The organism is Burkholderia sp. MSMB1835, assembly GCF_001526365.1.
Taxonomy (GTDB): Bacteria; Pseudomonadota; Gammaproteobacteria; order Burkholderiales; family Burkholderiaceae; genus Burkholderia.
Genome location: NZ_LOYP01000049.1, coordinates 105,505 through 129,141, shown reverse-complemented (window position 1 = coordinate 129,141; position 23,637 = coordinate 105,505). Strand labels below are relative to the sequence as shown.

General features: G+C 66.3%; 27 protein-coding genes. 16 read left to right on the top strand and 11 right to left on the bottom strand.

The genetic code is table 11. The features are described 5' to 3' along the window. Nucleotides 1-32 precede the first annotated feature (32 nt). Nucleotides 33-953 carry a transcriptional regulator GcvA gene (gene gcvA, locus WS96_RS22520; RefSeq protein ID WP_059835501.1) on the bottom strand — a complete coding sequence of 307 codons (921 nt, stop codon included), beginning with the start codon at nucleotides 951-953 and terminating at the stop codon, nucleotides 33-35. 125 nt (nucleotides 954-1,078) lie between these two features. Here gcvA and WS96_RS22515 point away from each other — a divergent pair, with 125 nt between their 5' ends. Then, nucleotides 1,079-2,425 carry an aminotransferase class III-fold pyridoxal phosphate-dependent enzyme gene (locus WS96_RS22515; protein ID WP_059835499.1) on the top strand — a complete coding sequence of 449 codons (1,347 nt, stop codon included), beginning with the start codon at nucleotides 1,079-1,081 and terminating at the stop codon, nucleotides 2,423-2,425. Between the two features lie 30 nt (nucleotides 2,426-2,455). Then, nucleotides 2,456-2,578: a hypothetical protein gene (locus WS96_RS34580; protein ID WP_257128039.1), complete on the top strand. Its 123-nt coding sequence runs from the start codon at nucleotides 2,456-2,458 to the stop codon at nucleotides 2,576-2,578. Nucleotides 2,579-2,618: 40 nt separating this feature from the next. On the opposite strand, the gene moaD is transcribed toward WS96_RS34580, so the two are convergent. From moaD to fdhD, 5 genes are all read right to left on the bottom strand, one after another. After that, a complete protein-coding gene (gene moaD, locus WS96_RS22510) occupies nucleotides 2,619-2,876 on the bottom strand; it encodes a molybdopterin converting factor subunit 1 (RefSeq protein ID WP_034209321.1) in 258 nt (85 codons plus the stop codon). Between the two features lie 52 nt (nucleotides 2,877-2,928). Further along, on the bottom strand, nucleotides 2,929-3,498 hold the full coding sequence (locus tag WS96_RS22505) for a molybdenum cofactor biosynthesis protein MoaE (protein ID WP_059835497.1): 570 nt from the start codon (nucleotides 3,496-3,498) through the stop codon (nucleotides 2,929-2,931). A 47-nt stretch (nucleotides 3,499-3,545) separates the two neighbouring features. After that, nucleotides 3,546-4,670: a GTP 3',8-cyclase MoaA gene (moaA, locus tag WS96_RS22500; RefSeq protein ID WP_059835495.1), complete on the bottom strand. Its 1,125-nt coding sequence runs from the start codon at nucleotides 4,668-4,670 to the stop codon at nucleotides 3,546-3,548. Between the two features lie 229 nt (nucleotides 4,671-4,899). Further along, entirely contained in the window at nucleotides 4,900-6,114 is a 1,215-nt protein-coding gene (locus WS96_RS22495) for a molybdopterin molybdotransferase MoeA (RefSeq protein WP_059835493.1), read from the bottom strand. After that, a complete protein-coding gene (gene fdhD, locus WS96_RS22490) occupies nucleotides 6,111-6,974 on the bottom strand; it encodes a formate dehydrogenase accessory sulfurtransferase FdhD (protein ID WP_059835491.1) in 864 nt (287 codons plus the stop codon). The genes WS96_RS22495 and fdhD overlap by 4 nt, the downstream gene beginning before the upstream one ends. Before the next feature lie 423 nt (nucleotides 6,975-7,397). On the opposite strand from fdhD, the gene WS96_RS22485 reads away from it, so the two are divergent. The 4 genes from WS96_RS22485 to WS96_RS22470 all read left to right on the top strand — a co-directional run bounded on the left by WS96_RS22485 (nucleotide 7,398) and on the right by WS96_RS22470 (nucleotide 11,392). Beyond that, the gene (locus WS96_RS22485) at nucleotides 7,398-8,798 is read left to right on the top strand and encodes a cytochrome ubiquinol oxidase subunit I (protein WP_059502953.1); all 1,401 of its coding nucleotides are present in this window, start codon (nucleotides 7,398-7,400) and stop codon (nucleotides 8,796-8,798) included. A 2-nt stretch (nucleotides 8,799-8,800) separates the two neighbouring features. Next, nucleotides 8,801-9,808 carry a cytochrome d ubiquinol oxidase subunit II gene (gene cydB, locus WS96_RS22480; RefSeq protein WP_059502951.1) on the top strand — a complete coding sequence of 336 codons (1,008 nt, stop codon included), beginning with the start codon at nucleotides 8,801-8,803 and terminating at the stop codon, nucleotides 9,806-9,808. A gap of 156 nt (nucleotides 9,809-9,964) precedes the next feature. Beyond that, the gene (locus WS96_RS22475; RefSeq protein ID WP_059835489.1) at nucleotides 9,965-10,885 is read left to right on the top strand and encodes a bestrophin family protein; all 921 of its coding nucleotides are present in this window, start codon (nucleotides 9,965-9,967) and stop codon (nucleotides 10,883-10,885) included. 93 nt (nucleotides 10,886-10,978) lie between these two features. Next, complete coding sequence (locus WS96_RS22470; protein WP_059835487.1) at nucleotides 10,979-11,392, top strand: VOC family protein; 414 nt, start codon at nucleotides 10,979-10,981, stop codon at nucleotides 11,390-11,392. Nucleotides 11,393-11,414: 22 nt separating this feature from the next. Here the strand turns inward: WS96_RS22470 and WS96_RS22465 are convergent, their stop codons facing one another. The 4 genes from WS96_RS22465 to WS96_RS34120 form a co-directional block, all read right to left on the bottom strand. After that, nucleotides 11,415-11,765 (bottom strand): DUF1493 family protein, encoded by a 351-nt coding sequence (locus WS96_RS22465; protein WP_059835485.1) that lies wholly within the window; start codon nucleotides 11,763-11,765, stop codon nucleotides 11,415-11,417. Further along, nucleotides 11,765-12,193: an STM2901 family protein gene (locus WS96_RS22460; protein ID WP_059835483.1), complete on the bottom strand. Its 429-nt coding sequence runs from the start codon at nucleotides 12,191-12,193 to the stop codon at nucleotides 11,765-11,767. Before WS96_RS22460 ends, WS96_RS22465 begins: the two co-directional genes overlap by 1 nt. Before the next feature lie 337 nt (nucleotides 12,194-12,530). Further along, nucleotides 12,531-13,544 (bottom strand): tryptophan--tRNA ligase, encoded by a 1,014-nt coding sequence (gene trpS, locus WS96_RS22455; RefSeq protein ID WP_059835481.1) that lies wholly within the window; start codon nucleotides 13,542-13,544, stop codon nucleotides 12,531-12,533. Between the two features lie 209 nt (nucleotides 13,545-13,753). Then, nucleotides 13,754-13,909, bottom strand: a complete 156-nt coding sequence (locus WS96_RS34120) for a hypothetical protein (protein WP_179949060.1) — start codon at nucleotides 13,907-13,909, stop codon at nucleotides 13,754-13,756. A 529-nt stretch (nucleotides 13,910-14,438) separates the two neighbouring features. Between WS96_RS34120 and WS96_RS22450 the strand changes: the two genes are divergently transcribed. From WS96_RS22450 to WS96_RS22430, 5 genes are all read left to right on the top strand, one after another. Beyond that, on the top strand, nucleotides 14,439-15,725 hold the full coding sequence (locus tag WS96_RS22450) for an SEL1-like repeat protein (protein ID WP_257128044.1): 1,287 nt from the start codon (nucleotides 14,439-14,441) through the stop codon (nucleotides 15,723-15,725). Between the two features lie 641 nt (nucleotides 15,726-16,366). Beyond that, nucleotides 16,367-17,023: a hypothetical protein gene (locus WS96_RS22445; RefSeq protein ID WP_059835479.1), complete on the top strand. Its 657-nt coding sequence runs from the start codon at nucleotides 16,367-16,369 to the stop codon at nucleotides 17,021-17,023. Between the two features lie 79 nt (nucleotides 17,024-17,102). Next, a complete protein-coding gene (locus WS96_RS22440) occupies nucleotides 17,103-17,438 on the top strand; it encodes a RebB family R body protein (RefSeq protein WP_034209306.1) in 336 nt (111 codons plus the stop codon). A gap of 191 nt (nucleotides 17,439-17,629) precedes the next feature. Beyond that, nucleotides 17,630-17,980, top strand: coding sequence for a RebB family R body protein (locus WS96_RS22435; protein ID WP_034209305.1), 351 nt, complete (start codon nucleotides 17,630-17,632; stop codon nucleotides 17,978-17,980). Nucleotides 17,981-18,161: 181 nt separating this feature from the next. Continuing rightward, on the top strand, nucleotides 18,162-18,485 hold the full coding sequence (locus WS96_RS22430) for a RebB family R body protein (protein WP_034209304.1): 324 nt from the start codon (nucleotides 18,162-18,164) through the stop codon (nucleotides 18,483-18,485). A gap of 86 nt (nucleotides 18,486-18,571) precedes the next feature. On the opposite strand, the gene WS96_RS22425 is transcribed toward WS96_RS22430, so the two are convergent. Continuing rightward, a complete protein-coding gene (locus WS96_RS22425; protein WP_257128038.1) occupies nucleotides 18,572-19,414 on the bottom strand; it encodes a Crp/Fnr family transcriptional regulator in 843 nt (280 codons plus the stop codon). Nucleotides 19,415-19,659: 245 nt separating this feature from the next. On the opposite strand from WS96_RS22425, the gene WS96_RS22420 reads away from it, so the two are divergent. From WS96_RS22420 to WS96_RS22400, 5 genes are all read left to right on the top strand, one after another. Beyond that, nucleotides 19,660-20,217, top strand: coding sequence for an RNA polymerase sigma factor (locus WS96_RS22420; RefSeq protein ID WP_059835475.1), 558 nt, complete (start codon nucleotides 19,660-19,662; stop codon nucleotides 20,215-20,217). 12 nt (nucleotides 20,218-20,229) lie between these two features. Further along, entirely contained in the window at nucleotides 20,230-20,625 is a 396-nt protein-coding gene (locus WS96_RS22415) for a RebB family R body protein (RefSeq protein WP_257128037.1), read from the top strand. A gap of 29 nt (nucleotides 20,626-20,654) precedes the next feature. After that, a complete protein-coding gene (locus WS96_RS22410; RefSeq protein ID WP_059835471.1) occupies nucleotides 20,655-21,278 on the top strand; it encodes a hypothetical protein in 624 nt (207 codons plus the stop codon). A gap of 231 nt (nucleotides 21,279-21,509) precedes the next feature. After that, on the top strand, nucleotides 21,510-21,956 hold the full coding sequence (locus tag WS96_RS22405; RefSeq protein ID WP_059835469.1) for a hypothetical protein: 447 nt from the start codon (nucleotides 21,510-21,512) through the stop codon (nucleotides 21,954-21,956). 305 nt (nucleotides 21,957-22,261) lie between these two features. Further along, nucleotides 22,262-23,584 carry a flavin-containing monooxygenase gene (locus WS96_RS22400; RefSeq protein WP_059835468.1) on the top strand — a complete coding sequence of 441 codons (1,323 nt, stop codon included), beginning with the start codon at nucleotides 22,262-22,264 and terminating at the stop codon, nucleotides 23,582-23,584. Nucleotides 23,585-23,637: the final 53 nt, after the last annotated feature.

Genomic DNA, 23,637 nt, shown 5'->3' with positions numbered 1-23,637 from the left:
CGGCGGGCTCTGCCGCGTGCGATTCATGTCGTTCAACCCCAACCGGCTGCCGAAAACGACCGTGCGGCCGATCGTAGCCAACTGCAGAAGGCGTCGATTTGCGGCCGTGCGGTGGCCGCGCGTGTCGTCAGCAGGTGGTAGCTGTAAGGCCCCCGCACCGGGTTGCCCGGCGCAATGGCCAACAGCCCCTGCCTGACCGCATCGGCGGCGAGGACGTCCGACGCCACGGCCACGCCCTGGCCCGCGATCGCGGCATCGAGCGTCAGATAGGTATGCGAAAAGCTCGGCCCCTGTCGCAAACGCGCCGTGCTCGCGTGCACGTCCTGCATCCGGCACCAGCGTACCCAGTCCACCTGCTCCGGAATGCGGGCCTCGTATTCGTCGTGCAGCAGGGTTGCACGCAGCACGTCGTCCACAGTGCGCAACGGCTTGCATAGCGACGGTTGGCCGACCGCGAGGAACGTTTCCGACATCAGCGTTTGCGCGACGAGCCCCGGATAGGGGCCCGGACCCAGGCGGATCGCCACGTCCACGCGCTCGCGGCTGAAGTCGACGACGGGTACCGAAGCCAGCAGGCGCACCTCGATATCGGGATGCAGCCGCCGGAACTCGCCCAGGCGCGGCATCAGCCAACGCGTGACGAACGACGGCATCGCGGTGACCGTGACCTCCGGCGAATCCGCGGCTTGCCGGATGCCGAGCGACGCGCGCTCGAGCTCGTCCATCAAGCGCTCGATTTCGACGAAGTACCGCCGTCCGATCTCCGTCAACTGGACGGACCGGGCGCCACGCATGAACAACGGCGTGCCCAGCCACTCCTCCAGCAGTCGCACCTGATGTCCCACTGCACCGGAAGTGACGCATAGCTCATCCCCCGCACGGGCGAAGCCGCCATGGCGCGCAGCGGCCTCGAATGCGCGCACGGAGAGCAGGGGCGGAAGTTGTCGTGGCATGACTCAATTAAATTGCGGCTCAGTGTGGAAACGTTTGATTTGTTGCGCGGGAAATGCGTGCTTAATCTGGAAGCCTTCTGTCACGAGGCTCAGAAATAGTGGGCCATGCCATTTCCGGAGTCAACATGGATCTCAGCATTCACGGCGAGCCGAATCCCGCGCTCGCACCGTCGTTTCGAAAGGTGCTCGTGCCCTGGGCGGTCCAGGGCGGGCTCAATCCGCCGGTCATTACGCATGCGCACGGATGCTATTTCTACGATACGAACGGCAAGCGTTACCTGGACCTCACCAGCGGCTATGTCGCGGTGTCGTTGGGTCATGGCCATCCGAAGGTGGTGCAGGCGATCCAGGCGCAGGCCGCGCGCATGTGCTCGGTCGCGCCCAGCTATTTCAACGACGTGCGCGCCGAATACGCGGAGCTGCTGAACAGCGTTTCGCCGTGGCCGGAGGGGCTGCGCGTGCACTTCACCAGCGGCGGTGCCGAAGCGAACGACGACGCGGTGAAGATCGCGCGGCTGGTGACGCGCCGGCCCAAGGTACTGACCGCCTATCGGTCGTATCACGGCGGCACCCTCGGCGCGAGCGCGCTGACGGGTGTGGACCGCTGGCGCGATCCGTTTCCGGCGCTGCCGGGCATGGTGAAGTTCTTCGCGCCGTACCCGTACCGCAGCCCGTTCCATACGTCGGAGCCGGCCGAGGAGACCCGCCGCGCGCTCGATCACCTGGCGCGCATCCTTTCGCATGAAGGCGCACAAAACGTGGCCGCGATCCTGATGGAGCCGATGACCGGATCCAGCGGTGTCGTCGTCTACCCGCCGGGCTATCTCGAAGGCGTTCGCGACCTGTGCGACCGGCACGGCATCCTGCTGATCTTCGACGAGATCATGACGGGCTTCGGGCGCACGGGGGCATCGTTCTGCGCCGAGCGCGTCGGCGTATTGCCGGACCTGATTTCGTTCGCCAAGGGGGCCAGCGCCTCGTACACGCCGCTCGGCGGTGTCCTGGTGCGCGAGCGCGTGGCCCGCCACTTCGATACGGAGCACTTCGACGTGGGCCACACGCATGCGGGCCACGTGCTGGCGGTCGCCGGCGGCCTCGCGGCGCTGAAGGTCTATCTGGAAGAGGGCTTGTTCGAGCGGGGGCGCGAGATCGAGGGCTGGCTGCGCGACGGTCTCGGCGAGCTGGCGGAGCGTCATCCGTCGATCGGCGACGTGCGGGGCATGGGCGCCCAGTTCGGCATCGAGCTGGTGCGCGATCGCGACACCCGCGAGCCGCTCGTCGAGTGGCACCACCCGGCGGGAGCGGCGCCGATGCGCGCGTTCTATGGCGATCTGCTGACGCGCGGCGTCCACGCGTACGGGCGCTACAACGTGGCGATCGTGACGCCGCCGCTCGTCATCTCGCGCACGGAGCTCGACGAGGGACTCGACGCGCTCGATGCGGCGCTGACGGTGTTGGAGGCTGGGCGATGACCTGCGAGCACGTTTCGTATCGCGAAGCAGGTGGCGTGGCGACGCGTGGTGCGCAACGTGCTGCGCGGTTTGCCGTCGGGCGACGTGAGCGCGCTCGAGAATCCGGCGGCGCTGATCGCATTGCAGGCGCTGGCCGATCGGGGCGCGGCATGACGGATCGACATCGAAACGGGCGTGTCGCGCGGGGGTGACGTCATCCACCCGTCACCGGCGGAAAGAACGCGACCTCGCTATCCTCCCGCACGACGAATTCCCCGGTCACCATTTCGAGGTTCACGGCCGCGCGCACGGGGCGGTCCATCCGCAGCGCGTCCGCGCTGCGCGCGTCGCGGGCGGCCAGCGTGCCGCGCAGTGCGTCGACGGTGAGTTCGTGCGCATCGATCTCGACGGTTTCCTCGTCGAGCGCCAGTTGTTCGCGAATGCTCGCGAAGTATTTGATCGTCAGTTTCATCGAGTTGTCTCGGGCAGGAGCGGCGGAATCGGAAAACGCGAAGCGAACGCGATCAGCCCCAGCGCCGCATTGCCTGGTCGTCGTGCGCCTTCGCCTCGACCCAGCCGGATTCGCCGTCGTGCCGGATCTCCTTCTTCCAGAACGGCGCATGGGTCTTCAGGAAATCCATCAGGAATTCGCACGCATCGAACGCGGATGCACGATGCGCGGCGGCGACCACGACGAGCACGACGGGCTGGCCGAGCGGAATGCGGCCGACGCGGTGCACGATCCTGACCGCTTCGAGTCGCCAGCGCGCAGTCGCTTCCTCGACGATGCTCCACAGTGCCTGTTCGGTCATCGTCGGGTAATGCTCGACTTCCAGTGCGACGACGTCGTCGACGTCGCCTTCCTTGCGCACGACTCCCAGAAAATTCACGACCGCACCGACATTCGGATTGCGAACGATCGGCGCGAGCTCCGCGCCCGCATCGATCGGCGCATGCTGCACGCGCACTTCGAAGCCGGCGGCAATGGCGGGCGCCGATTCGGGATGCGGGGCGGGTGCATCGACGGGCGGCGTGCTGCCGGCACGCAGCGGATCGTCCGGCAGCCCGGTGCGGGATTCGGTGAAGGTCGTCATGACAGGTTCTCCAGTGGGCGGCGCATCCTGTGTCGCGCGGCGGCCCGTCAGCCGCCGACGAGCGACATGCGCACGGTCGGATAGGTCTTGCCCGGCGCGCGGGCCGGCCGTGCGGCCCGGCGCTCGGAATAGCGGTCGTCGCGCTGCGTCCAGCATGCGCGCACGGCGGCGGCGAGATCGCCGGTCGAGGCCGCATCGCCGAGCCACGGCCGCAGGTCGGTGCCTTGCATCGCGAACAGGCACGTATACAACTGGCCGTCGGCCGACACGCGGGCGCGCGAGCAGGTACCGCAAAACGGATGCGACACGCTCGCGATGAAGCCGACTTCGCCCGCGCCGTCGATGTGTGCGCAACGGATCGCGGTGGCGTCGTGCCCCGGTTCGCCGACCAGCACGAGCGGGTAGTGTGCGTCGATCAGCTCGCGCATCTGCGCGGCCGGCACGACTTTGTCGCCGGACCAGAAGCTTGCGCCGCCGACATCCATGTATTCGATGAAACGCACGGCCACGCCCGTGTGCCGGAAGTGCCGCACGAGCGGCAGGATCTGGTCGTCGTTGACGCCGCGCTCGATCACCGCGTTGACCTTCACCGGCGCGAGCCCGGCCGCATGCGCGGCCTCGATGCCGGCCAGCACGCGCGACACCGGCACGTCGGCGTCGCTCATCCGGCGGAACACCGCGTCGTCGAGCGCATCGAGGCTCACGGTCACGCGCGACAGGCCCGCATCGCGCAACGCGCGCGCCTTCGCGGCGAGCAGCGAGCCGTTGGTCGTCAGCGCGATTTCGACGGGCTTGCCGTCGACGGTCGTCAGCGCGGCAAGCCGTTCGATCAGCGCTTCGAGATGGCGGCGCAGCAGCGGCTCGCCGCCCGTGATGCGGATCTTCTCGACGCCGAGCGACGTGAAGGCGTGCGCGATCTTTTCCAGTTGCGCGAACGACAAACGTTCGGACGACGGCATGAACGCGTAGTCCGCGCCGAAACTTTCGCGCGGCATGCAGTAGCCGCAGCGGAAATTGCACTGGTCGATGACCGACAGGCGCAGGTCGCGCAACGGACGGCCGAGCGTGTCGGACGGCCGGGAGAAAGCGCCGGGCGATGCGTCGCCGGACGAAGCGGCGGCGGCCGGCGCGGCGGAAACGATGGCATTCACGATCGGGTCGTCGGCCTGCATGAAGTAAGCGGAGGGGCATCGCCGCTCGGCCGTGCGGGTGCCGACGTGTCGGCGCACAGGTCGTGACGAGCCTCATCGTGAGCATAGTCCGGCGGGTTTTCCCGGCAGAGACACAATCGTGCCCGAATTGCAGGAATACAGTTCGCCGCGCGGGACGCGCGACCGGCGCGACGAACGGCGCGACGAACGGCGCGAAGGCGTCGCGCCGGGCGGGTAGTCGGCGTCGCGCTCATGCGAGCCAGTGCGCGAATTCGTAGTACGGAACCGCGTCGCCGCGCGCGAGGGTGCGCCCGGCCGGCAGCCGCGCGAGCCCGCTGGCCAGCACGAGCGACGCCAGCGTGCCGGCGCCTTGCTGGCGCAACGTATCGAGCACGGGCGCGCCGTCGGCACCCACCGTACGGCGCACGCGCACGAAGCGCTCGCGCTGCGCATCCGGCTCGAAACCGGTGTCGATCGGCAGCGACGGCACGATCGGCACGCACGCGTCGCGCCCCTGCAGGCGGCGGATCAGCGGCGCGACGAACAGCGCGAACGTCGTCATCGCGGCGCCCGGATTGCCGGGCAGCAGCACCACCGGCCGCGTATCGAGCCGCGCGAGCGCGACCGGCTTGCCGGGCTTCATGCGCACGCCGGCGACGATGAACGACGCGCCGAGCGCGGCCAGCGCGGGGCGCAGCAGGTCCTTGTCGCCGACCGACGCGCCGCCGACGCAGATCACGAGGTCGCAGTGCGCGTGCAGGTCGCGCAATGCCCGATCGACGGCGGCCGCCGTATCGGCGGCGTGCATGCACATCGCGACGTCGGCGCCGGTGCCGGCGACCAGCGCGGCGAGCATGGGCGCGTTGCTGTTGTAGATCTGCTGTGGCGCACGCGGCTCGCCGCATGCGACCAGTTCATCGCCGGTCGTCAGGATGCCGACGCGCAGCGTCGCGCGTACGTCGATCCGCGCCATCCCTTGCGCGGCGGCCACGCCGACGTGCATCGCACCCAGCCGCACGCCGGCCGGCACGAGCCGGTCGCCGGCGCGCACTTCCTCGCCGCGGCGGCGGATGTGCGACCCGCAGCGTTGGGGCGCGCCGAACGTGACGCCGCCGTCCCGTTCGTGCGCATGCTCCTGCATCACGACGGTGTCGGCGCCGGGTGGAATCAGGCTGCCGGTGAAGATGCGTGCGGCCGTGCGCGGCGCGAGCGGCGCCGGCATGTCGCCGGCATAGCAGCGCTGCGCGACCCGCAGCGGCTCGCCGTGCGCGAGGTCGGCGTATCGCACGGCGTAGCCGTCCATCGCGCTCTGGTCGGCCGGCGGCTGGTCGAGCAACGCGGTCAGCGGCGCGGCCAGCACGTGGCCGGCCGCTTGCGCGACGGGCACGGACGCGGCGGCCTCGAGCGGCGCGAATGCGCCGGTGAATTGCTGCTGCGCGGCATCGAAATCGAACAGGTGTTTCATGACGAGTGGGCCGGGTGCGCCGGGGCAGGCGCCGGTGGGTCGAGGTGAACGGCGGCGGGCGACACGTATTCGACGAAGCCGTCGTTGCGGCAGAAACCGAGCAGCCGCACGCCGGCTTCGCGGGCGACGTCGATCGCGAGCGACGTCGGCGCCGAGATCGTCGCGAGCATCGGGATGCCGACCCGCGCGGCCTTGCGCACCAGTTCGTAGCTCGCGCGGCTCGACAGGAACACGAAACCCGCGCGCAGGTCGGCGCGGCGGCGTGCGAGCCGCCCGATCAGCTTGTCGAGCGCGTTGTGGCGGCCCACGTCCTCGAACACGTCGAGCACCGTGCCGTCGCGGTCGCACCACGCGGCCGCGTGGATGCCGCCCGTCTCGCGCATCAGCGTCTGCCGGGCCGGCAACGCACGCGCGGCGCGCGCGATCGCGTCGGCGCCGATGCCCGCGGCCGTGCCGGCGGCCGCGATCCGCGGCGGGTGCAGGTCGAGCTGCGCGATGCTTTCGATGCCGCACACGCCGCAGCCCGTGCGGCCGGCCAGCGCGCGGCGGTGCGCCTTCAGCGCCATGAACGCCTGCTGCGACACGGTGAGCCGCACTTCGGCGCTGCCGGGCCGGCATTCGCTTTCGACGTCGAAGACGTCCGACGCGCGCTCGACGATGCCTTCGCTCAGCGCGAAGCCGAGGCCGAACGCGTCGAGATCGATCGGCGTCGCCATCATCACCGTGTGCGCGATGCCGTTGAACACGAGTGCAACCGGGGTTTCGTCGACGACGCGATCGACGGTGTCGCACGCGTCGCCGGCACGATGGCGCGTCACCTGACACGCGGTGCTGCCGGTCGGATCGTCGCGGTGGGTCATGCGGGTTTCTCCAGGCGGGGCGGCCGGCGGGCCGGCCGGGTACGGCGCATGCGCCGAACGACGGGAATCGATGCCGCCGGGGCGGGTGCCGAAGGGCGCACGACCGCCGCGGGCAGGCGTTGCATGACATGTTAAGCGGGGTGAACAGTGCGCCGCAGGCACAGCGCCGCCACGCGGAAAGCAGTACAGCTGACCGTCCCGCGGGCACGGAACATGTTTTCCGTGCACACATCTTCGGCGGCGCCAGCAGCACAGTTTCAGCGCACGTTCGAGTGATTGCGAGTATCGTTGCAAACGCGATATCGTCATTCACGCTTCGATGCCATGCGGGTGACTGCTTGTGTTCGCATGTGTTGTCGCCAAGTCGTCGCGCGATTTCCTGCTTCGGGCGTACGTCCTCACAACCACGAGCAAATTACGGTCATGGAAATCTTCGATGCGTTCCATCTCGCCCGATTGCAATTCGCATTCACGGTGTCGTTCCACATCGTGTTCCCCGCGATCAGCATCGGCATGGCGAGCTTCCTGGCGGTGCTGGAATGGCGCTATCTCGTCACCGGCGACGCCGCCTACAAATCCATGTTCCAGTTCTGGTCGAAGATCTTCGCGATCGGCTTCGGCATGGGCGTGGTCTCCGGCGTCGTGATGGCGTACGAGTTCGGCACCAACTGGGCCGGCTTCTCGCGCGTCGCGGGCAACATCACGGGGCCGCTGCTCACGTACGAAGTCCTGACGGCGTTCTTCCTCGAAGCCGGCTTCCTCGGTGTGATGCTGTTCGGCTGGCAGCGCGTCAGCCCCCGCGCGCACTTCTTCGCGACGCTGATGGTCGCGGTCGGCACGCTGATCTCGACGTTCTGGATTCTCGCGTCGAACAGCTTCATGCAGACGCCGCAGGGCTACAAGATCGAGAACGGCCTCGTCGTGCCGGTCGACTGGTTCAAGATCATCTTCAACCCGTCGTTCCCTTACCGTCTCGTGCACATGACGATCGCGGCGTTCATCGTCGCGGGCTTCATCGTCGCCGCGTGCGGCGCGTGGCACCTGCTGAAGGGGCGCCGCGACGAGCCGGTGAAGCGCAGCTTCTCGATGGCGCTGTGGATGCTGCTGGTGCTCGCGCCGATCCAGATCGTCGTCGGCGACGCGCACGGGCTGAACACGCGCGAATACCAGCCGGCGAAGATCGCGGCGATCGAGGGGCTGTGGGAAACCGAGAAGGGCGGCACCGCGCTGAACCTCGTCGGGCTGCCCGACATGCAGGCTGAAACCACGCGCTATGCGATCCAGGTGCCGCACCTCGGCAGCCTGATCCTCACGCACAGCTGGGACGGCGAGATTCGCGGGCTGAAGGAATTCCCGCCGCAGGACCGCCCGTATTCGCCGATCGTCTTCTGGACGTTCCGGATCATGGCCGGCCTCGGGATGCTGATGCTGCTCACCGCGCTGCTCGGGCTGCTGCTGAGAAAGGGCGGGCGCCTGTACGAGACGCGCTGGTTCCAGTGGTTCGTGGTGGCGATGGGGCCGTCGGGCATCGTTGCGTTGCTCGCCGGCTGGATCACGACCGAGGTCGGGCGCCAGCCGTGGACCGTCTACGGCGTGTTGCGCACCGTCGATTCGGTCGCGCCGCTCAGCGCGCAACAGGTCGGCGTGTCGCTGCTGATCTTCGTGGTCGTGTATTTCCTGGTATTCGGAACGGGGATCTACTACATGATGAAACTGATGAAGCGCGGGCCGGCTGCCCAGGCCGGCTACATCGAGCTGCACCGGCATCCGGGGCTGCGCAAGAGCGCGCTGTCCACGCCGCTGAACGTCACCGAGGCGGAGTAACCATGCACATCGATCTCCCTGTCGTCTGGGCCGCGATCATCGGCCTCGGCGTATTCATCTACGTGATGCTGGACGGCTTCGATCTCGGCATCGGGCTCATGTTTCCGTTCTTCGACGCGAAGGCCGAGCGCCAGGTGATGCTCGACACCGTCGCGCCGGTGTGGGACGGCAACGAGACGTTCCTCGTGCTCGGCGGCGCGGGCCTCTACGGCGCGTTCCCGGTCGTGTATTCGACGCTGCTGCCGGCGAACTATCTGCCGCTGGTGCTGATGCTGGTCGGGCTGATCTTCCGGGGCGCCGCGTTCGAGCTGCGCGCGAAGGCCACCCGCACGCAGCACATGTGGGACCTCGCGTTCATCGGCGGCTCGGCGCTTGCGGCGTTCTGCCAGGGGATCGTGCTCGGTTCGCTGCTGCAGGGCATCAGGATCGAGAACAACCGGTTCGCGGGCGGGCCGTTCGACTGGCTGTCGCCGTTCAGCATGCTGTGCGGGATCGGCGTGCTCGTCACCTATGCGACGCTCGGCTGCGGCTGGCTGATCCTGAAGGTCGACGGCGAACTGCAGCGCAAGATGCGGTTGCTGATGAAGCCGCTCACGGGCGTGCTGCTCGCGGTGATGGGCGTGGTCAGCCTGTGGACCGTGATCGGGCTGCCGGCCGTCGCGCACCGCTGGTTCGGCAGCGGCAACCTCGGCTGGTTCCTGCCGGTGCCGATCCTCGTCGTCGCATGCGTGTGGGGCATCTTCCACTCGGTGAAGCGTGCGCACGAGGCCACGCCGTTCCTGCTGACGCTCGCGCTCGTGTTCCTCGGCTACACGGGGCTCGTGATCAGCATCTGGCCGAACATCGTGCCGCCGTCGCTGACGATCTGGGACGCGTCGTCGAGCCATTCGAGCCAGTTGTTCGCGCTCGTCGGCACCGTGATCGTGCTGCCGATCATCCTCGTGTACAACGCGATGCAGTACCGCGTGTTCCGCGGCAAGGTGCGCGAGGGCGACATCGGCTATCACTGAGCGACAAGCAGCGTGACGCGGCGCGCGCGTATCATCACGCGCAGCGCGGCGCCCGCCCCGGCATCCGACCGAACAGCGGCCCGCCACGCGCGGGCCGTTGCGCATCGGGTGCGGGCGCAACGGGTTGCGTATTCCTTTGGCAGTCGAGAAAACATCATGATCGTCAGACCACGACAGAACTGGCTCCGGATGCTGTTCGTATGGAACGGCTCCGTGCTGCAATCGATCATTCCGCAGCTCGTGTTCATGGCGATCGTCAGCACGCTGGCGGTCTTCACGAACGGGCGCATCTTCGGCGAGAAGATTCCGCTCAACACCGCGCCGTTCACGCTGTTCGGGCTCGCGCTCGCGATCTTCCTCGGGTTTCGCAACAACGCGAGCTTCGAGCGCTTCAAGGAGGCGCGGCATCTGTGGGGCAACCTGCTGATCGCCGCACGCGCGGTGACGTCGCAACTGCATCGCTACCTGCCCGACAGCGTGAGCGACGCCGAGCGCAACCGGCTTGCCGATCTGCTGATCGCGCTCGCGTATGCGTTGAAACATCAACTGCGTCATACCGATCCGACCGAAGACCTGACGCGCATTCTCGGAGCGGCGCGCACGGCCGCGCTCGGCGGCAAATGCTACAAGCCCGTCGCGATCCTCGACGAACTGCGCGGCGGCATCGTCCGTGCGCTGGGGCGCGCGCCCGGCAGCGACGCGACCTGCTGGATGTTCGAGACGCAACTCGACGAGCTCGGCAAGTCGGTCGGTGGTTGCGAGCGCATCCTGTCGACGCCGATCCCGTTTTCGTACAGCGTGCTGCTCCATCGCACCGTGTATGCGTATTGCGTGCTGCTGCCGTTCGGGCTCGTCGATTCGACGGAGTTCTTCACGCCCCTGATCTGCGTGTTCATTTCCTACACGCTGATCGCGCTCGAGGCGATCGCGAACGAAGTGGCCGAGCCGTTCGGCCTCGCGCCGAACGCGCTCGCGCTCGATGCGATGACGCGCACGATCGAGCGGTCGGTGCTCGAACTCGGCGATCGGCCGATGCCCGAGGAGTTCGTGCCGGCGTCGACGTATCAGATCACGTAGGCGGCGTGGTCGGTAGTGTAGTCGTCGGTAAGGTTGCTCGGCCGGATCGACGACGGGTGTGTAGACTCGTGCTCGTTCAATGGAGCCAACACCATGCAACTGCTTGATCACGTGTCGATCGGTGTGCCGGATATCGATCGGGCACGCCCCTTCTACGATGCCGTCATGGCTGCGCTGGGCGCGACCAAGGTCTATGACCGGCCCAATGCGCTCGGCTATGGCGAACGTTGCAGCGCGAACGACCCTGCATCGACTTTTCTGGCGGTGTATCTGGATCCCGCCGAAGTCGGCGCGAGCAAGCGGCACTGGTGTTTCAAGGCCGTATCCCGCGAGCAGGTGCATGCGTTTTTCGAGGCTGGGCTGGCGACGGGCGGCCAGTCCGACGGCGACCCCGGCTTGCGGCCGCAGTACCACGGCGATTACTACGCGGCGTTTCTGATCGATCCGGCCGGCAACCGGATCGAGGCCGTGTGTCACGCGGCGGAGGCGGTGCGCGAGGGGGCATGATGGTGGTGACGCCCCGCGGTCGTCAGTTTTCGATCGCTTCGGAGTCCCACGTCCCGAGCGATATCGCTTTGTTCAGCATGCCGACGGTCAATGCATGCCGCTGGAACGTATGGGGCTTTCCGAGCAGGTATTTTCGCAACACGTGATATAGCAGCCCCTCGCCCTCCATCAGGAAGTAACGCCCGAAATCGTAGTCTCCGCGATCGACGTCGAATCGGTCGAAAAAGCGTTCCATGAAAATGTCGGCGTCGTCTCCGGTCTGCCCCAGGTCGTCCGAGATGGAGGTTTGCTCTGTAATACGGCGCTTGTCCGAGACAGCGGCTTCCTTGCGAACGAACGCTTCCAGCGCTTCCCAGTTGTGTCGGTCGCCCATCAGAAAATCCTGTCCTCTGGTTTCACAATCCGGTTGTACCGGTAAATGGTGCTCCGGACAATATGGAAGACATCCGTTCCAAGCATCACCCAGCCGACACCCGGTATGGTTCGTCCGACAAACACGGCCAGCCGATGCGTCAGGATTATCCGCAATCTCTTGATGCTTTTCAGCGTGACGGTCGGAAGCACCTTGCGCTTGAATTCATACCGGAATATCGACCGCGACATGACCGATGCGACGGACGTGCCTCGGGTCGTGCCGGACGGCTTGGCTCGGGTTGGAAGAATGGGTAGACCCGACAGTATCAGAACGACCGCCTCGACATCGTCGATGCCGACCTGCTTGCAGGTTTCGTCCGCGGCAATCAGGAAGAACAACTCGATCGGAGTCAGGTTTGGTTCGTTCCGGTAGCAATAGGTATTCACGCGGTGCCCTCGGGATTCAGGCGAGGCAGGCCGCAAGCGTTGTACGTCCCCGTTCGCCGTCGTTGTTGTTGGCGGGCTACGTTAGCGAAGTCGTCTTTGCGGGGCAATGTCGAGGACGGGCCAGCTGCTGCGGTGGCGTCGACGAGCGACTCACGCGAAAGCCACACGACGGCTGTCTCTGGCCGCGTGGTGGCGGAAGGGCCGCACGGAACGCTCGCGCAGCCACTCTTTTTTTTATGTGGTGCCTGGGAGGGAAGGCTTTCGAATTGTTGCCGGTTGCATTCCATGTCGAGCGTCCATTGCGTAGTGAGCGCAATGGACGCCGCCATTGCGCCGCTCAATCGAAATACGTCAGCCCCATCGCCCCCTTCACCTCCGCGAGCGTTGCGCCCGCCACGTCCCGCGCATGCAGCGTGCCGCGTTTCAGGATCGCCATCACTTCGGCCTTGTCGGCCTCGAACTCGCGACGGCGCGCACGGATCGGCTCGATCAGCGCCTGCAGCCGCTCGTTCAGCACGCGCTTGACGACGCTGTCGCCGAGGCCGCCGCGGCGATAGTGGGCCTTCAGCTCGTCGACCTTCGCCACGTCCGGCTCGAACGCATCGAGGAACGTGAACACGACGTTGCCTTCGACCTGGCCCGGGTCGCTCACGCGCAGGTGGTTCGGATCCGTGTACATGTCCTTCACGGCTTGTGCGATCTCGTCCGGTGTCGAACCGAGCGTGATCGCGTTGCCGAGCGATTTGCTCATCTTCGCCTTGCCGTCGATGCCCGGCAGCCGCGTGACCGCCGACAGCACGGCCTCGCATTCGACCAGCACCGGCTGCTCGACGGTCGCGTTGAAGCGGCGCACGAGTTCGTTGGTCTGCTCGATCATCGGCAACTGATCGTCGCCGACCGGCACGTGCGTCGCCTTGAACGCGGTGATGTCGGCGGCCTGGCTCACCGGATAGGTCAGGAAGCCGGCCGGGATGTCGCGCTCGAAACCACGCAGGCGGATCTCTTCCTTGATGGTCGGATTGCGCTCGAGGCGCGCGACCGTGACGAGGTTGAGCAGGTATTGCGACAGCTCGGCGAGTTCGGGCACCTGCGACTGCACGACGATCGTCGAGATCGCCGGATCGATACCGACGGCGAGGTAGTCGAGCGCGACCTCGATCACGTTGTCGGTCACGCGCTGGCGGCGGCCCATGTTGTCGGTCAGCGCCTGCGTATCGGCGAGCAGCAGGAATTGCGTCGCCTCGTGCTGCATCTGCACGCGTGCGCGCAGCGAGCCGATGTAGTGGCCGAGATGCAGCGGGCCGGTCGTGCGGTCGCCGGTGAGGATGGTCGGGCGGGTGGGTTGCGTCATGGTCGTCGTGGGCTCCGGGGTGTCGAAGCCGCCGGCGATGACGTCAGCGCAGAAACGCAAATGCCGCCATCGCTGGCGGCATCACGTTTGGGACATGCAAAAGGAAACGGGCCGCCTGGGTCAGGCGCGCCACCAGCAATGTGCGATCGGCGGGGTGGGTCGGGTTTCCATCGCGCAAGTATAGCGCAGTGCGTGGGCGGACGCGTACGTCAGCGGATCACCGATTCCATCGCGAGGTAGGCGGTTTCGGCGGACGGCCACAGCAGGTACAGCAGGCCGGCCATCAGCAGCAATGCGCCGGCGCGGACGAACGGCGTGCGGTCTTTGTCGCGTGGGGGATGGGTAGGCTGCTTCGATTTCTTCATGCTTGCAGGCGCGGGGCGCGCCACTCCAACGGTTACTGCAACGGGTCGCGCGGAGGCGAGCCGGGGTGTTGCGGGTTCTACGGGGATAAACACGTGGTGCGCCGTTCGATCACGCAATCGGGACGTGCGTCGGTTCGGCGCGCGACGATCCAGGGGGATCGGTCATGGTGTGCGACACGCATGCTATCAGCTTGGCTGTCCGCAGACCGTAAAGAATTGTCGGGAGATGGCAGGGGCGGTATGTGTCGGGACATGGCGATGTTTGCCGTCGACCACTCCGAAAGAGGAAAATCCAATAAAATCAATGAATTATGTTTAATCGTTGACGGGGGGCGGGTTGACCGACGAGACATCGGGCATTCATTGCAGCTTCCGTCGAGTGATTGCGCGCTATTTAGCACGGTGCGATTGTCCTTGTGTGAACGTTGCATTTAGAATCGGTGACCAAACAATTAAGCAAGCGCGCAGGTGACTTGGCGAACTGAGAGCGCCGTTGCCGAACGCCCATCGACAAGTGAACGTGACCGAAATGCTGCGAGCCTTCGTTGGCGCGCTCGATCAGAACAAACGTGCGATCCGGTTTCATTGGGGCCGTCACCAGAATGCGCTGGCGCATGTCCTGGTTCCACAGGTTTCTGCTTTCCTGTTCCTTGCATGTGCTGCCTGCTCAATGAACGATTCTCTTCCTCGCAACATGTCGTTGACCGCCTTTGATCCGCATCGCACAGCGTTCGAGTGCAAGCACGAGGCTGATGTGGTTCCCCCGCTCGATCCAGAGGCCGATCGCTGGAATCAGCGGGCAATGGCGCTGACCAGTTCGCTGTTGTGGCCGAACCAGCGCAATTACAAGGGCGCTGTCGATTTGTGGACGAAAGCGGCCGAGCGCAAGCACTGGAAAGCCATGCTGAACCTCGCAAATGCCTATGCTCAGGGGCAGGGTGTGGAGCGTGATTCAGAACATGCCCTTCAGATCACTGAACAGGCGATGAAGCTCGGTATTCCGGCAGCCTACGATCTGATGGGCACGTACCACATGAACGGGACGGGCGTTAAGCAGGATGCCAGCCGCGCCTATGCATTCTGGCAACTGGCCGCCGATATGGGTAGTCCAAGTGCGATGGCGTATCTGGGTGGCAAGATGGACGCGCTCTATGACGACCCGAAGGCGGGCTTCTGGGGTAACCGCAAGATCGCACTCCAGATGCTCGAATGTGCGGTCGCGCAGGGCAACGGACTTGCTGCATATGAGTTGGGAACGACGATTGCAGGTGATCGGGCCGAGTTGAACGAGAACAACGAACGCGCACTCAAGACGCTGCATGATGGCGTTAAATTTGGCAGTGCAGAGAGTGCGGGTTGGTTAAGTGCGTCGTTTGGCAAGGGGGATGCCCTCGTCGGCCATGTCAAGGATGAAGCCCGTGCCGAGCGCTACAGTGTCCTTGCCGATCGCCTCGAGCGCGACCCCGACCTGCGTCTGCCGAATCTGGACAAGGTCGTGCCGCTACCGCCCGCCAAGCTGCCAAAATGGGATGGCAACAAGGAGACGTTGATCGATGCGGCGAAGGCGGTGACGTCCGTGCCCGCGTCGCCGGTGAAATCTGCGGCGCACTCCACGTCGCTGCGTACGGGCCGCGCCCATGTGCCCGACGGCCATATGCTGCCGGCGAAGCCGCAGGTCGGCAATCTATCGGACCAGCATGGACGCAGCTCGGTAACATGCTCGGCGGCGGCAGCGGTGTGCGCGTGGGCTGGAGAAACAAGCCTCGAACGGACGAAGATCGAATACGGCAGGCACTTGCGGAGAAGTACCGCGTGACGATGCGGAACATCGCGACGCAGCCACTTCCGCTGTGCCCGAATCCGGATCACACCCGACACAGGCGCAAATGTCTCCGCCAAATCGTGCGATGCGTGGCGGGCCGGCACCATCACCGACCGCCTCGGTTTCTGCTCGTCGATACCGGCAAAAAATATCATTTCGCGTGAAGCGGCATGCCGACGAGCGGGTGCAGCGGGGCCGATCGTCAGCCGTAACGCGCCTGCGCGTACCAAAGGTGTTCGGTCAATGTCGCTAAGGGGCGGATGGACTGATTTGGATTCCTGATACTTGAAAGAATTGTCGGGAACAGTCGCGGCCGCATGTGTGCTGGCCGCCCGCTCGAACAGCATGTAGTTCGACCAATGCGCGCCTTCTCGCGCGTCCGGACGCCGGCGACCTCGGAATCCTCGCGCACGCCGCCCGCCCGCGGTGCCGACCGACTTCACAGCCCCCTCGCACGGTTCGTCCCTGCAACAGTCCCGCCGAAATTTCCGGCCGGGCCGTCGCACATCCCTTTCCCGGAGAACCCCATGCGATATCCCTTGCAGCATACCGACCAGCCCGCCGTCGCGCGGCGCCCGTCCGAACCGGAACCTCACGCACCCGCGCCGCGGGCGAATCTCGAGGAGGTGTGAGCCATGAGCAACGACACACTCGCCCCCCTGCTGCGCCAGATCGCGGAGAAGCGCCTGGGCCGGCCGCTCGAGCCGGGCGATGAACAGGCATTGCTGGCGCGGCTGTCGAGCGGGCAGGGGAACCCGTCGGCGCCCGTCGCCGGCACGGCGGCCACACAGGCGAGCGCCGCGAAGCCACCCTTGCCGCAGTTGAAAACCCGGCGCGAAGCGCGCGAACAGATCAAGCATTTTCTGCAGCTCAACCAGCAAAAGGCGTACGAGAAGATGCGCGGCATCCTGCAGACGATCGACACGCAGAACGAGACGACCCTCGGCATGCTGGCGTCGGAACAGCAGAAGGTGTCGGGCGTACTCGATGCCCACACACCGAACGACGCCGCGCAGGCCTCCGGCGCGGCGGAGATCCAGGACAGCACGCGCGAGGCGCTGACGCTGATCGGGGAACAGCTGACGGGCCTGATCCGGCAGGAAATCGAAACCTGCTTCCGCCAATACGGCGATGCGCTCGCCGAACGGCTCGCCGAAGGGCTTGCCGAACGGCTCGCCGTCAGGCTCGACTCGATGGAGGACCGGTTGCGAACCATCGGCGCCGATCCGGCCGAACCGTCCGAGCCCGCCGCCGCCGTTCACGATACGCCCGGCCCAGCGTCCATGGAGTAGCACGCGGGTCATGCGGCCGAACGCGAAACCGGACGGCCCCGTGTGCGACCTTTCAACTACGTGAACCAAGGAGCAACAAATGGCTGATACGTGTCAAGTGTGCCAGGTCAATCCCGCGATTACCGACGCGGTCACACAGGTCAACGTCAAGGTGGTCGCGGAAGCGCCGGCAATGGCGATGGGCTCGCTGTACCAGGCCCAGAGCCATTCGCTCAGCATCCTGTTCGAGAACGCGGTGCAGCAGCAGTCGCAGGCCGCGATCCAGTCGCAAACGTCGACGAACGTGGGGACGATGCAGCTCTACACGATCGGGCCGGAAAGCGCGGGCGCGGCCGCTACCGAAATCGGCGCGAACGGGATCATTTCCATTCTGGCCGATGTGATCGCGATCGGGAAGGCAGTGACCAAGCAGTAAGGCCTCATCGCAGCGCCGCGGTCGAGCGGCGGCGCAGGCGGCACGCGCCGCCGATACCGCCGCCCGCGCCGCGGAGTCGCAGCATGACCGCCGGCGCCTGACCCACGGTGCCGTGCGGTGTTCCGGAGCAAACGACAGAGCGGGCGAAGCCGATTCGATGCGGTGCCCGTTCGCGAACCAGGAGAAATACGATGCCGAATGACGCAAACGACCAGAAGGACCCCTGCAAGACCTGTACGGTCAACGCCGCGATCACCGACGCGGTCACGCAGACCAACGTCAAGGTGGTCGGCGAAGCGCCTGCGATGGCGACGGGCTCGCTGTACCAGGCCCAGAGCCACTCGCTCAGCGTGCTGTTCGAGAACGCCGTGCAGCAGCAGTCGCAGTCCGCGGTGCAACTGCCGACCTCGACGAACGTGGGCACGATGCAGCTGTACACGCTCGGGCCGGCGAGCGCCGGCGCCGCCGCGACGGAAATCGGCTCGAACGGCGTGCTGTCCGTACTGGCTGACGTGCTCGCGCTCGGCAAGGCGCTGGCCTGACGCGTAAGCCGGCGTCGGCGCCGGGCGGCGGCCCCGATCGCGGTGGCCGCCGCCCGGCGCCCGACGTCGTGTCGACGCCCGTGGCGGCGGGACGCCCTGCCGCGCATCGACGGCGCCGACCGACCGACTGACGCTTTCGCCATGATTGCGCCTCGGCGGCGCGCACACCAGGAGCAACGACATGCCGGAACAGGTTTCCCCTGCGATGACCGATGCGGTCACGCAAGCCAACGTCAAGGTGGTGGGCGAAGCGCCCGCCGTGGCCTTGGGCACGCTCATGCAGTCGAACAGCCATGCGTCCGCGATCCTGCTTCACAACGCGGTGCAGATGCAGGCGAACCAGGCGGCGTCCAATCTCGCCGCCACGACCGTCGGCATCATGCAGCTCTATGCCGGCTCGCCGGTGGCGCTGGCCAGCGCGGCGCGGTCGGCGAACGACAACTTCGTATCGCAACTGGCCGCCGTCGCGCAGTTGATGAACGCCATCGGCCACGGGCGCGGCTGACCCTGACGGCGCGCCGCGCAACCGGGCGCGCGCAAACCTGCCCGCACGGCGGCGCTGCATCACGCATGCGCTTGCCGGGGCGGGTGTCAATTGGCGTCGGCGATGGTCCGGAGCCGCTCCGGTTTCTCGATCGTCACGCCGTGTTCGTGTAGCCGGATCAGGCCGTCGCGCTGCATCTTCTGCAGGCTGCTGTTCAGCCGCGGCCGGCTGACGTTGAGCATCGCGGCGAGGATGCTCTGGCTCTCCGGCAGCGGCACCTCGAGATCATTCCCTTGCATGCGGTTCAGCAAATGGCGCGCGAGCCGTGCTTCGAGCCGGTACAGGCACGCCGACTCGACGAAGTCGCTCAACTGGTGAATGTGCCGGCACAGCTGCTCGTGGACGCGCGCCATGAATGCCGCGTTGGCCTGCAGCGGCGCGAAGTGCTGGCGATGCAGCAGCAAAACGCGGCAGTCGGAGCTCAACTGGGCGGTGAAGCTGCGCCGGTGCGCGCGAATCAGCGTGTTTTCGCCGATGAGGTCGCCCGGTATGGCGTGGCCGAGAATGATCTCGCGGCCGCCGGGTTCGTGCAGCGTCTTGTAGACACGGCCGTGGCGCACGAACGCGACGAAATCCTCCGGATCGCCCTTGAAGAACAACAGGCGATTGCCGTGTTCGGGCCAGGGCGTGACGTGCCGCTCGATGTGGGCGAGCAGACTTTCCGGAAGATCGGTCAGTATCGGTATATTGCGCAGCGTTTGAGCGTCAGCAAGGGCAGGCATGTTTTCCGCGCGAGGTTGTTTGACGATGCGGCCACCTAGCGAAAAACGCTGCCTTCGGCATGACGTGAAAAATGAATAACGAAAGTATTGAAATAATCGGCAGGCAGTCCGGACAGGGCGGCACTTCGGCGGCAAGCGCGCTTGATCGACCGACATGGAAAGCAGCATGCCGACGCACGGGCGCATCGCGGCGGTAGTCGTTCTTTTTCATCGCAATGCCGTTATTCGGTCAGGCCCGACGGCGCATCTGAAACGACGGATTCGGGCTATGCCGGTGAATTAAAATTTCCGTTCATAATAATCAAGAAAATTTACCGAAACCGATTATCGTTATATCGGTGTTACGCGGGTAACAGCGCTATTCCCGGTGTCGAATCGATTCTGTGTTTTCCATAAAAAAAGGAAGACACGGGATGACAACCTCGAACCAGCACGCTGCCCCGACGCTCGAGTCTTCGGCGCAGCAGCTCGATCGCACGTGGCGGGAAATGCAGGGGAAATTGCGGCGCCGCGCGCGCCTGTTGTGCAAGGGCGATATTCACCGTGCCGACGAACTGCTTTCCGATACCGCACTCAAGGTCCACATTTACCTGCAGCGCTCGCCCGAGCGCGTTCGCAACCTCGCGGGCTTTCTCTTTCTGGCGCTGAATCATGCATTCCTCGATGGCGCGCGCCGCCGTCTGCGCGAAAGCGGCATGCTCGAATTCGACCCGGCCTGGGACGACGATCATGCCGTCGAGCTGGCCGGCCACGCGCCGTCGGTGGAGCAGCAACTGCTGCTTCGGCAACAGCTGCTGCGCCTCGAGCAGGCGCTGTCGATGCTCTCCCCGCAGCAGCAAATGCTGTTCACGCTGAAGTTCGAGGAGGACCGGCCCTATCTGCACATCGCCGCGACGCTCGGGATCAACGAACCGCTTGCCCGAAAACGCGTCGAGCTGCTGCGCAAGAAGCTGCGCGAGGAACTCGCGTGAGCGCGTTCACGAATGCCGGCAGCCAGCGTTCCTGACTGCATGCACGGCGTCGATGGCCTGCGGGCCCGCCCGTTCCTTCAATCGCATGCCGGAGCCGAGATCCGAGGAGGCCTCGTGGCAGACAAAGTCAATGAGCAGATTACCGACGCGCTGACGCAGACCAACGTGAACGTCGTCGCGGGATCGCCGGCCCAGGCGCTGGGCATGCTTTACCAGATGTTCAGCCAGGCCGTCGGCATCTCGGCGCAGAACATGACGCAGCAGCAGGCGGCGCTGAACCAGATTTCGAACGCCGTCGTGTCGAAGGCGGTGGCCATGATCCTGTCCGTCGAGGCGTCGCCGAAGCCGCCATCGGGCGGCGCGGCGCTGCCCACGGCGGGCACGCCGCAGACGGGTTCCACGCATTAGGACGCGACGACTATCGGGATACCTAAGTCATGAACATGAAAGGTCTTTTGGACGGACGCGGAGCAGGCGCGACGCAAGCGCCGGATGACGCCGCGAGCGCCGCAGCCGCAGCCGCAGCCGAAGCAACGACGCAGGCCGATGCCGCGCCGCACGCCGCTGCTTCGGCAGCCGGCACGCGCGCGTGGCCGATCAACCGGCTGCGCAGGTTCACCGATGCGCTGAAGGCGCCGGATCAGATCGCGGGTGTGACCGGAGTCGCCCCGTCGGCGCTGAAGACCGTGCAGGCGATCAACGCGGAGGCGGCGTCCTACGCGACGACGCAGATCGCCGTCGGCCCGAACATGATGATCACGCAGGCGGGCGGCATGGTCGCGCAGGCGGCGGCCAACTACTTCGAGGCGTCGACGTCGCTGGCGATCGCGGGCAAGAGCGTGCTGATGAAGGACCTCGCGCAGAAGACCATCGACGAGGACGTGAAAGGCATGGCGATGGATGCGGTGGGCCTGCTGTTGACGGACCTGTTCGTCGCGACCGCGGCGGTCGTCGCGGGCGCCGCGGAGGCGATCGAAGGCGAGGCCGCGAGCGTCGCGCTCGACCGGATCGACGAGAGCCTGCAGAAGTATCAGGCGCTGCTGGACAAGAAGGGCACGTAGCGCACCTGGCGCACGCAGCGCGCGGCGCCGATGACGAACGTCGCGGGCAATCGCGTCGTGCGAACCGCGGGGCGATCGCCTGCCGTGCGTGCAGCGACACAGTATCGATCGACACGACCCGCCGGGCCGTTAGGGCCGATGCGGGGTGTGAGCGGCCGGCGCGACGCACGTTCCGGGTCGAACGCGTCGCGGCCTGCTACCGGCAGTCCTGTCCAGTCATGAGAGGAACCTATGTCCTACATCATTGAGAACGTACACGGTCCCGCGCCGCTGCGGGTTGGCGAGCGCAAATGGGGCGATGCGACGGAGATCGATTTCGGCGCGATGACGAGCTGCATCGCGCTCGTCGAGCAGACGCCGGGTCAGCCGACGCTGGTGCGCGGGATCCATTTGTCGATCGTCGGCGACGGCGGCACGAAGGTCTACGACACGGCCGCGGATGTCGCCGGACAGGTCGAGACGATCATGCAGCAAAACGGCGACATGCGAGCGTGCGTCGGGCGTATCGACCACTGGCAGGCCAACACGTCGCAAGAGGTGCAGGATTTCTTCGTCGCGTTGATGATGAGCCTCGACATGATCGACTGGGTGCAGGTGCCGGACGGCAACCTGCGGGTGCGGATCCACGGCGGCGTGATGCAATATCGGCAGGGCACCGACGCCTGGACCAACGTGTAGCCGGCACGATTCGCCGAAACCGGCGCCCGCGATGCGAGTGGGCGCCGGCGACATACCGTTTGATGGCGTTGACGCATCCGTTTTTTTCGGCGCCGATACGCAAGTGCCGGACCGTCCCCGGCCGGCTTACCGCTTCGGACTACGTGCACGCACGTCGCCCGCCGCCGGCCCCCGCCCCAGCTTTTTGTTCGTCAACACCAACAAAAAACCTCGTTTCGCCTCACGCAGCCTGTCAGCAGAATGTCTCCATTCCCGCTCACGCGACCCCGCGCGTCGCATGAGCCGCACTTCAGAAGGAGACAGCCGTGGCAGTCGAAACAACCGCAATCGATACGCTCGTCGTCGGCGCCGGGCAGGCCGGCGTGGCCATGAGCGAGCATCTGGGCAAGCTGGGCGTGCCGCACCTCGTGCTGGAGCGCGACCGTATCGCCGAACGCTGGCGCACCGGACGCTGGGATTCGCTGGTCGCGAACGGCCCCGCATGGCACGACCGGTTCCCGGGCCTCGAATTCGACGGTCTCGATCCCGACGCGTTCGCATCGAAGGACCAGGTCGCGGACTACTTCGAAGCGTATGCGCGCAAGTTCGATGCGCCGATCCGCACCGGCGTCGAAGTGAAGAACGTGGTGCGCAACACGGGCAAGCCGGGTTTCGTCGTCGAGACGTCCGACGGCACGATCGACGCGAACCGCGTGGTGGTCGCGACGGGGCCGTTCCAGCGCCCGGTGATTCCGCCGATCGCGCCGGACGACGCGCGCATCGTGCAGATTCACTCCGCCGACTATCGCAACCCGGGCCAGCTTCCGGCCGGCGCGGTGCTGGTGGTCGGCGCGGGTTCGTCGGGCGTGCAGATCGCCGACGAGCTGCAGCGTGCGGGCCGGCAGGTTTACCTGTCGGTCGGGCCGCACGATCGCCCGCCGCGTGCGTATCGCGGCCGCGACTTCTGCTGGTGGCTCGGCGTGCTCGGCGAATGGGACAAGGAAGTCGCGACACCCGGCCGCGAACACGTGACGATCGCGGTGAGCGGCGCGCGTGGCGGCCATACGGTCGATTTCCGCGCGCTCGCGAACCAGGGCGTGACGCTGGTCGGACTGACGAAGTCGTTCGACGGCGGCGTGGCCGTGTTCGAACGCGATCTCGCGACCAATCTCGCGCGCGGCGACGAGAACTACCTGTCGCTGCTCGACGCGGCCGACGCGTATGCGGCCCGCAACGGCCTCGACTTGCCGGAAGAGCCCGACGCACGGCGCATCCTGCCGAACCCCGACTGCGTCGCGCATCCGATCCTCACGCTCGATCTCGCCGTCGCAGGCATCACGTCGATCGTCTGGGCGACGGGCTACGCGGTCGACTACGGCTGGCTGAACGTCGACGCGTTCGGGCCGAACGGCAAGCCGCAGCACCAGCGCGGCGTGTCGAAGGAGCCGGGCATCTATTTCCTCGGGCTGCCGTGGCTGTCGCGACGCGGCTCCAGCTTCATCTGGGGCGTGTGGCACGACGCGAAACACATCGCCGATCACATCGTCACGCAGCGCAAGTACCTCGCGTATCACGACGCGTCGCAGCGCCGCGCGGCCGCGCAAGCGGGGCGGCCCGACACGCGCCTGCTCGCCGAAGCGGCGAACTGATCGCCTGACGAACAGACCCATCCCGCCGCGTCGCGACGGCTTCCGGCGCGGCG

What these genes read in the sequence shown, in the direction of transcription:
- gcvA (WP_059835501.1), bottom strand. Translation starts at nt 953, where the DNA reads ATGCCACGACAACTTCCGCCCCTGCTCTCCGTGCGCGCATTCGAGGCC.
- WS96_RS22515 (WP_059835499.1), top strand. Translation starts at nt 1,079, where the DNA reads ATGGATCTCAGCATTCACGGCGAGCCGAATCCCGCGCTCGCACCGTCG.
- moaD (WP_034209321.1), bottom strand. Translation starts at nt 2,876, where the DNA reads ATGAAACTGACGATCAAATACTTCGCGAGCATTCGCGAACAACTGGCG.
- WS96_RS22505 (WP_059835497.1), bottom strand. Translation starts at nt 3,498, where the DNA reads ATGACGACCTTCACCGAATCCCGCACCGGGCTGCCGGACGATCCGCTG.
- moaA (WP_059835495.1), bottom strand. Translation starts at nt 4,670, where the DNA reads ATGCAGGCCGACGACCCGATCGTGAATGCCATCGTTTCCGCCGCGCCG.
- WS96_RS22495 (WP_059835493.1), bottom strand. Translation starts at nt 6,114, where the DNA reads ATGAAACACCTGTTCGATTTCGATGCCGCGCAGCAGCAATTCACCGGC.
- fdhD (WP_059835491.1), bottom strand. Translation starts at nt 6,974, where the DNA reads ATGACCCACCGCGACGATCCGACCGGCAGCACCGCGTGTCAGGTGACG.
- WS96_RS22485 (WP_059502953.1), top strand. Translation starts at nt 7,398, where the DNA reads ATGGAAATCTTCGATGCGTTCCATCTCGCCCGATTGCAATTCGCATTC.
- cydB (WP_059502951.1), top strand. Translation starts at nt 8,801, where the DNA reads ATGCACATCGATCTCCCTGTCGTCTGGGCCGCGATCATCGGCCTCGGC.
- WS96_RS22475 (WP_059835489.1), top strand. Translation starts at nt 9,965, where the DNA reads ATGATCGTCAGACCACGACAGAACTGGCTCCGGATGCTGTTCGTATGG.
- WS96_RS22470 (WP_059835487.1), top strand. Translation starts at nt 10,979, where the DNA reads ATGCAACTGCTTGATCACGTGTCGATCGGTGTGCCGGATATCGATCGG.
- WS96_RS22465 (WP_059835485.1), bottom strand. Translation starts at nt 11,765, where the DNA reads ATGGGCGACCGACACAACTGGGAAGCGCTGGAAGCGTTCGTTCGCAAG.
- trpS (WP_059835481.1), bottom strand. Translation starts at nt 13,544, where the DNA reads ATGACGCAACCCACCCGCCCGACCATCCTCACCGGCGACCGCACGACC.
- WS96_RS34120 (WP_179949060.1), bottom strand. Translation starts at nt 13,909, where the DNA reads ATGAAGAAATCGAAGCAGCCTACCCATCCCCCACGCGACAAAGACCGC.
- WS96_RS22450 (WP_257128044.1), top strand. Translation starts at nt 14,439, where the DNA reads ATGCTGCGAGCCTTCGTTGGCGCGCTCGATCAGAACAAACGTGCGATC.
- WS96_RS22445 (WP_059835479.1), top strand. Translation starts at nt 16,367, where the DNA reads ATGAGCAACGACACACTCGCCCCCCTGCTGCGCCAGATCGCGGAGAAG.
- WS96_RS22440 (WP_034209306.1), top strand. Translation starts at nt 17,103, where the DNA reads ATGGCTGATACGTGTCAAGTGTGCCAGGTCAATCCCGCGATTACCGAC.
- WS96_RS22435 (WP_034209305.1), top strand. Translation starts at nt 17,630, where the DNA reads ATGCCGAATGACGCAAACGACCAGAAGGACCCCTGCAAGACCTGTACG.
- WS96_RS22430 (WP_034209304.1), top strand. Translation starts at nt 18,162, where the DNA reads ATGCCGGAACAGGTTTCCCCTGCGATGACCGATGCGGTCACGCAAGCC.
- WS96_RS22425 (WP_257128038.1), bottom strand. Translation starts at nt 19,414, where the DNA reads ATGCTGCTTTCCATGTCGGTCGATCAAGCGCGCTTGCCGCCGAAGTGC.
- WS96_RS22420 (WP_059835475.1), top strand. Translation starts at nt 19,660, where the DNA reads ATGACAACCTCGAACCAGCACGCTGCCCCGACGCTCGAGTCTTCGGCG.
- WS96_RS22415 (WP_257128037.1), top strand. Translation starts at nt 20,230, where the DNA reads ATGCCGGCAGCCAGCGTTCCTGACTGCATGCACGGCGTCGATGGCCTG.
- WS96_RS22410 (WP_059835471.1), top strand. Translation starts at nt 20,655, where the DNA reads ATGAACATGAAAGGTCTTTTGGACGGACGCGGAGCAGGCGCGACGCAA.
- WS96_RS22405 (WP_059835469.1), top strand. Translation starts at nt 21,510, where the DNA reads ATGTCCTACATCATTGAGAACGTACACGGTCCCGCGCCGCTGCGGGTT.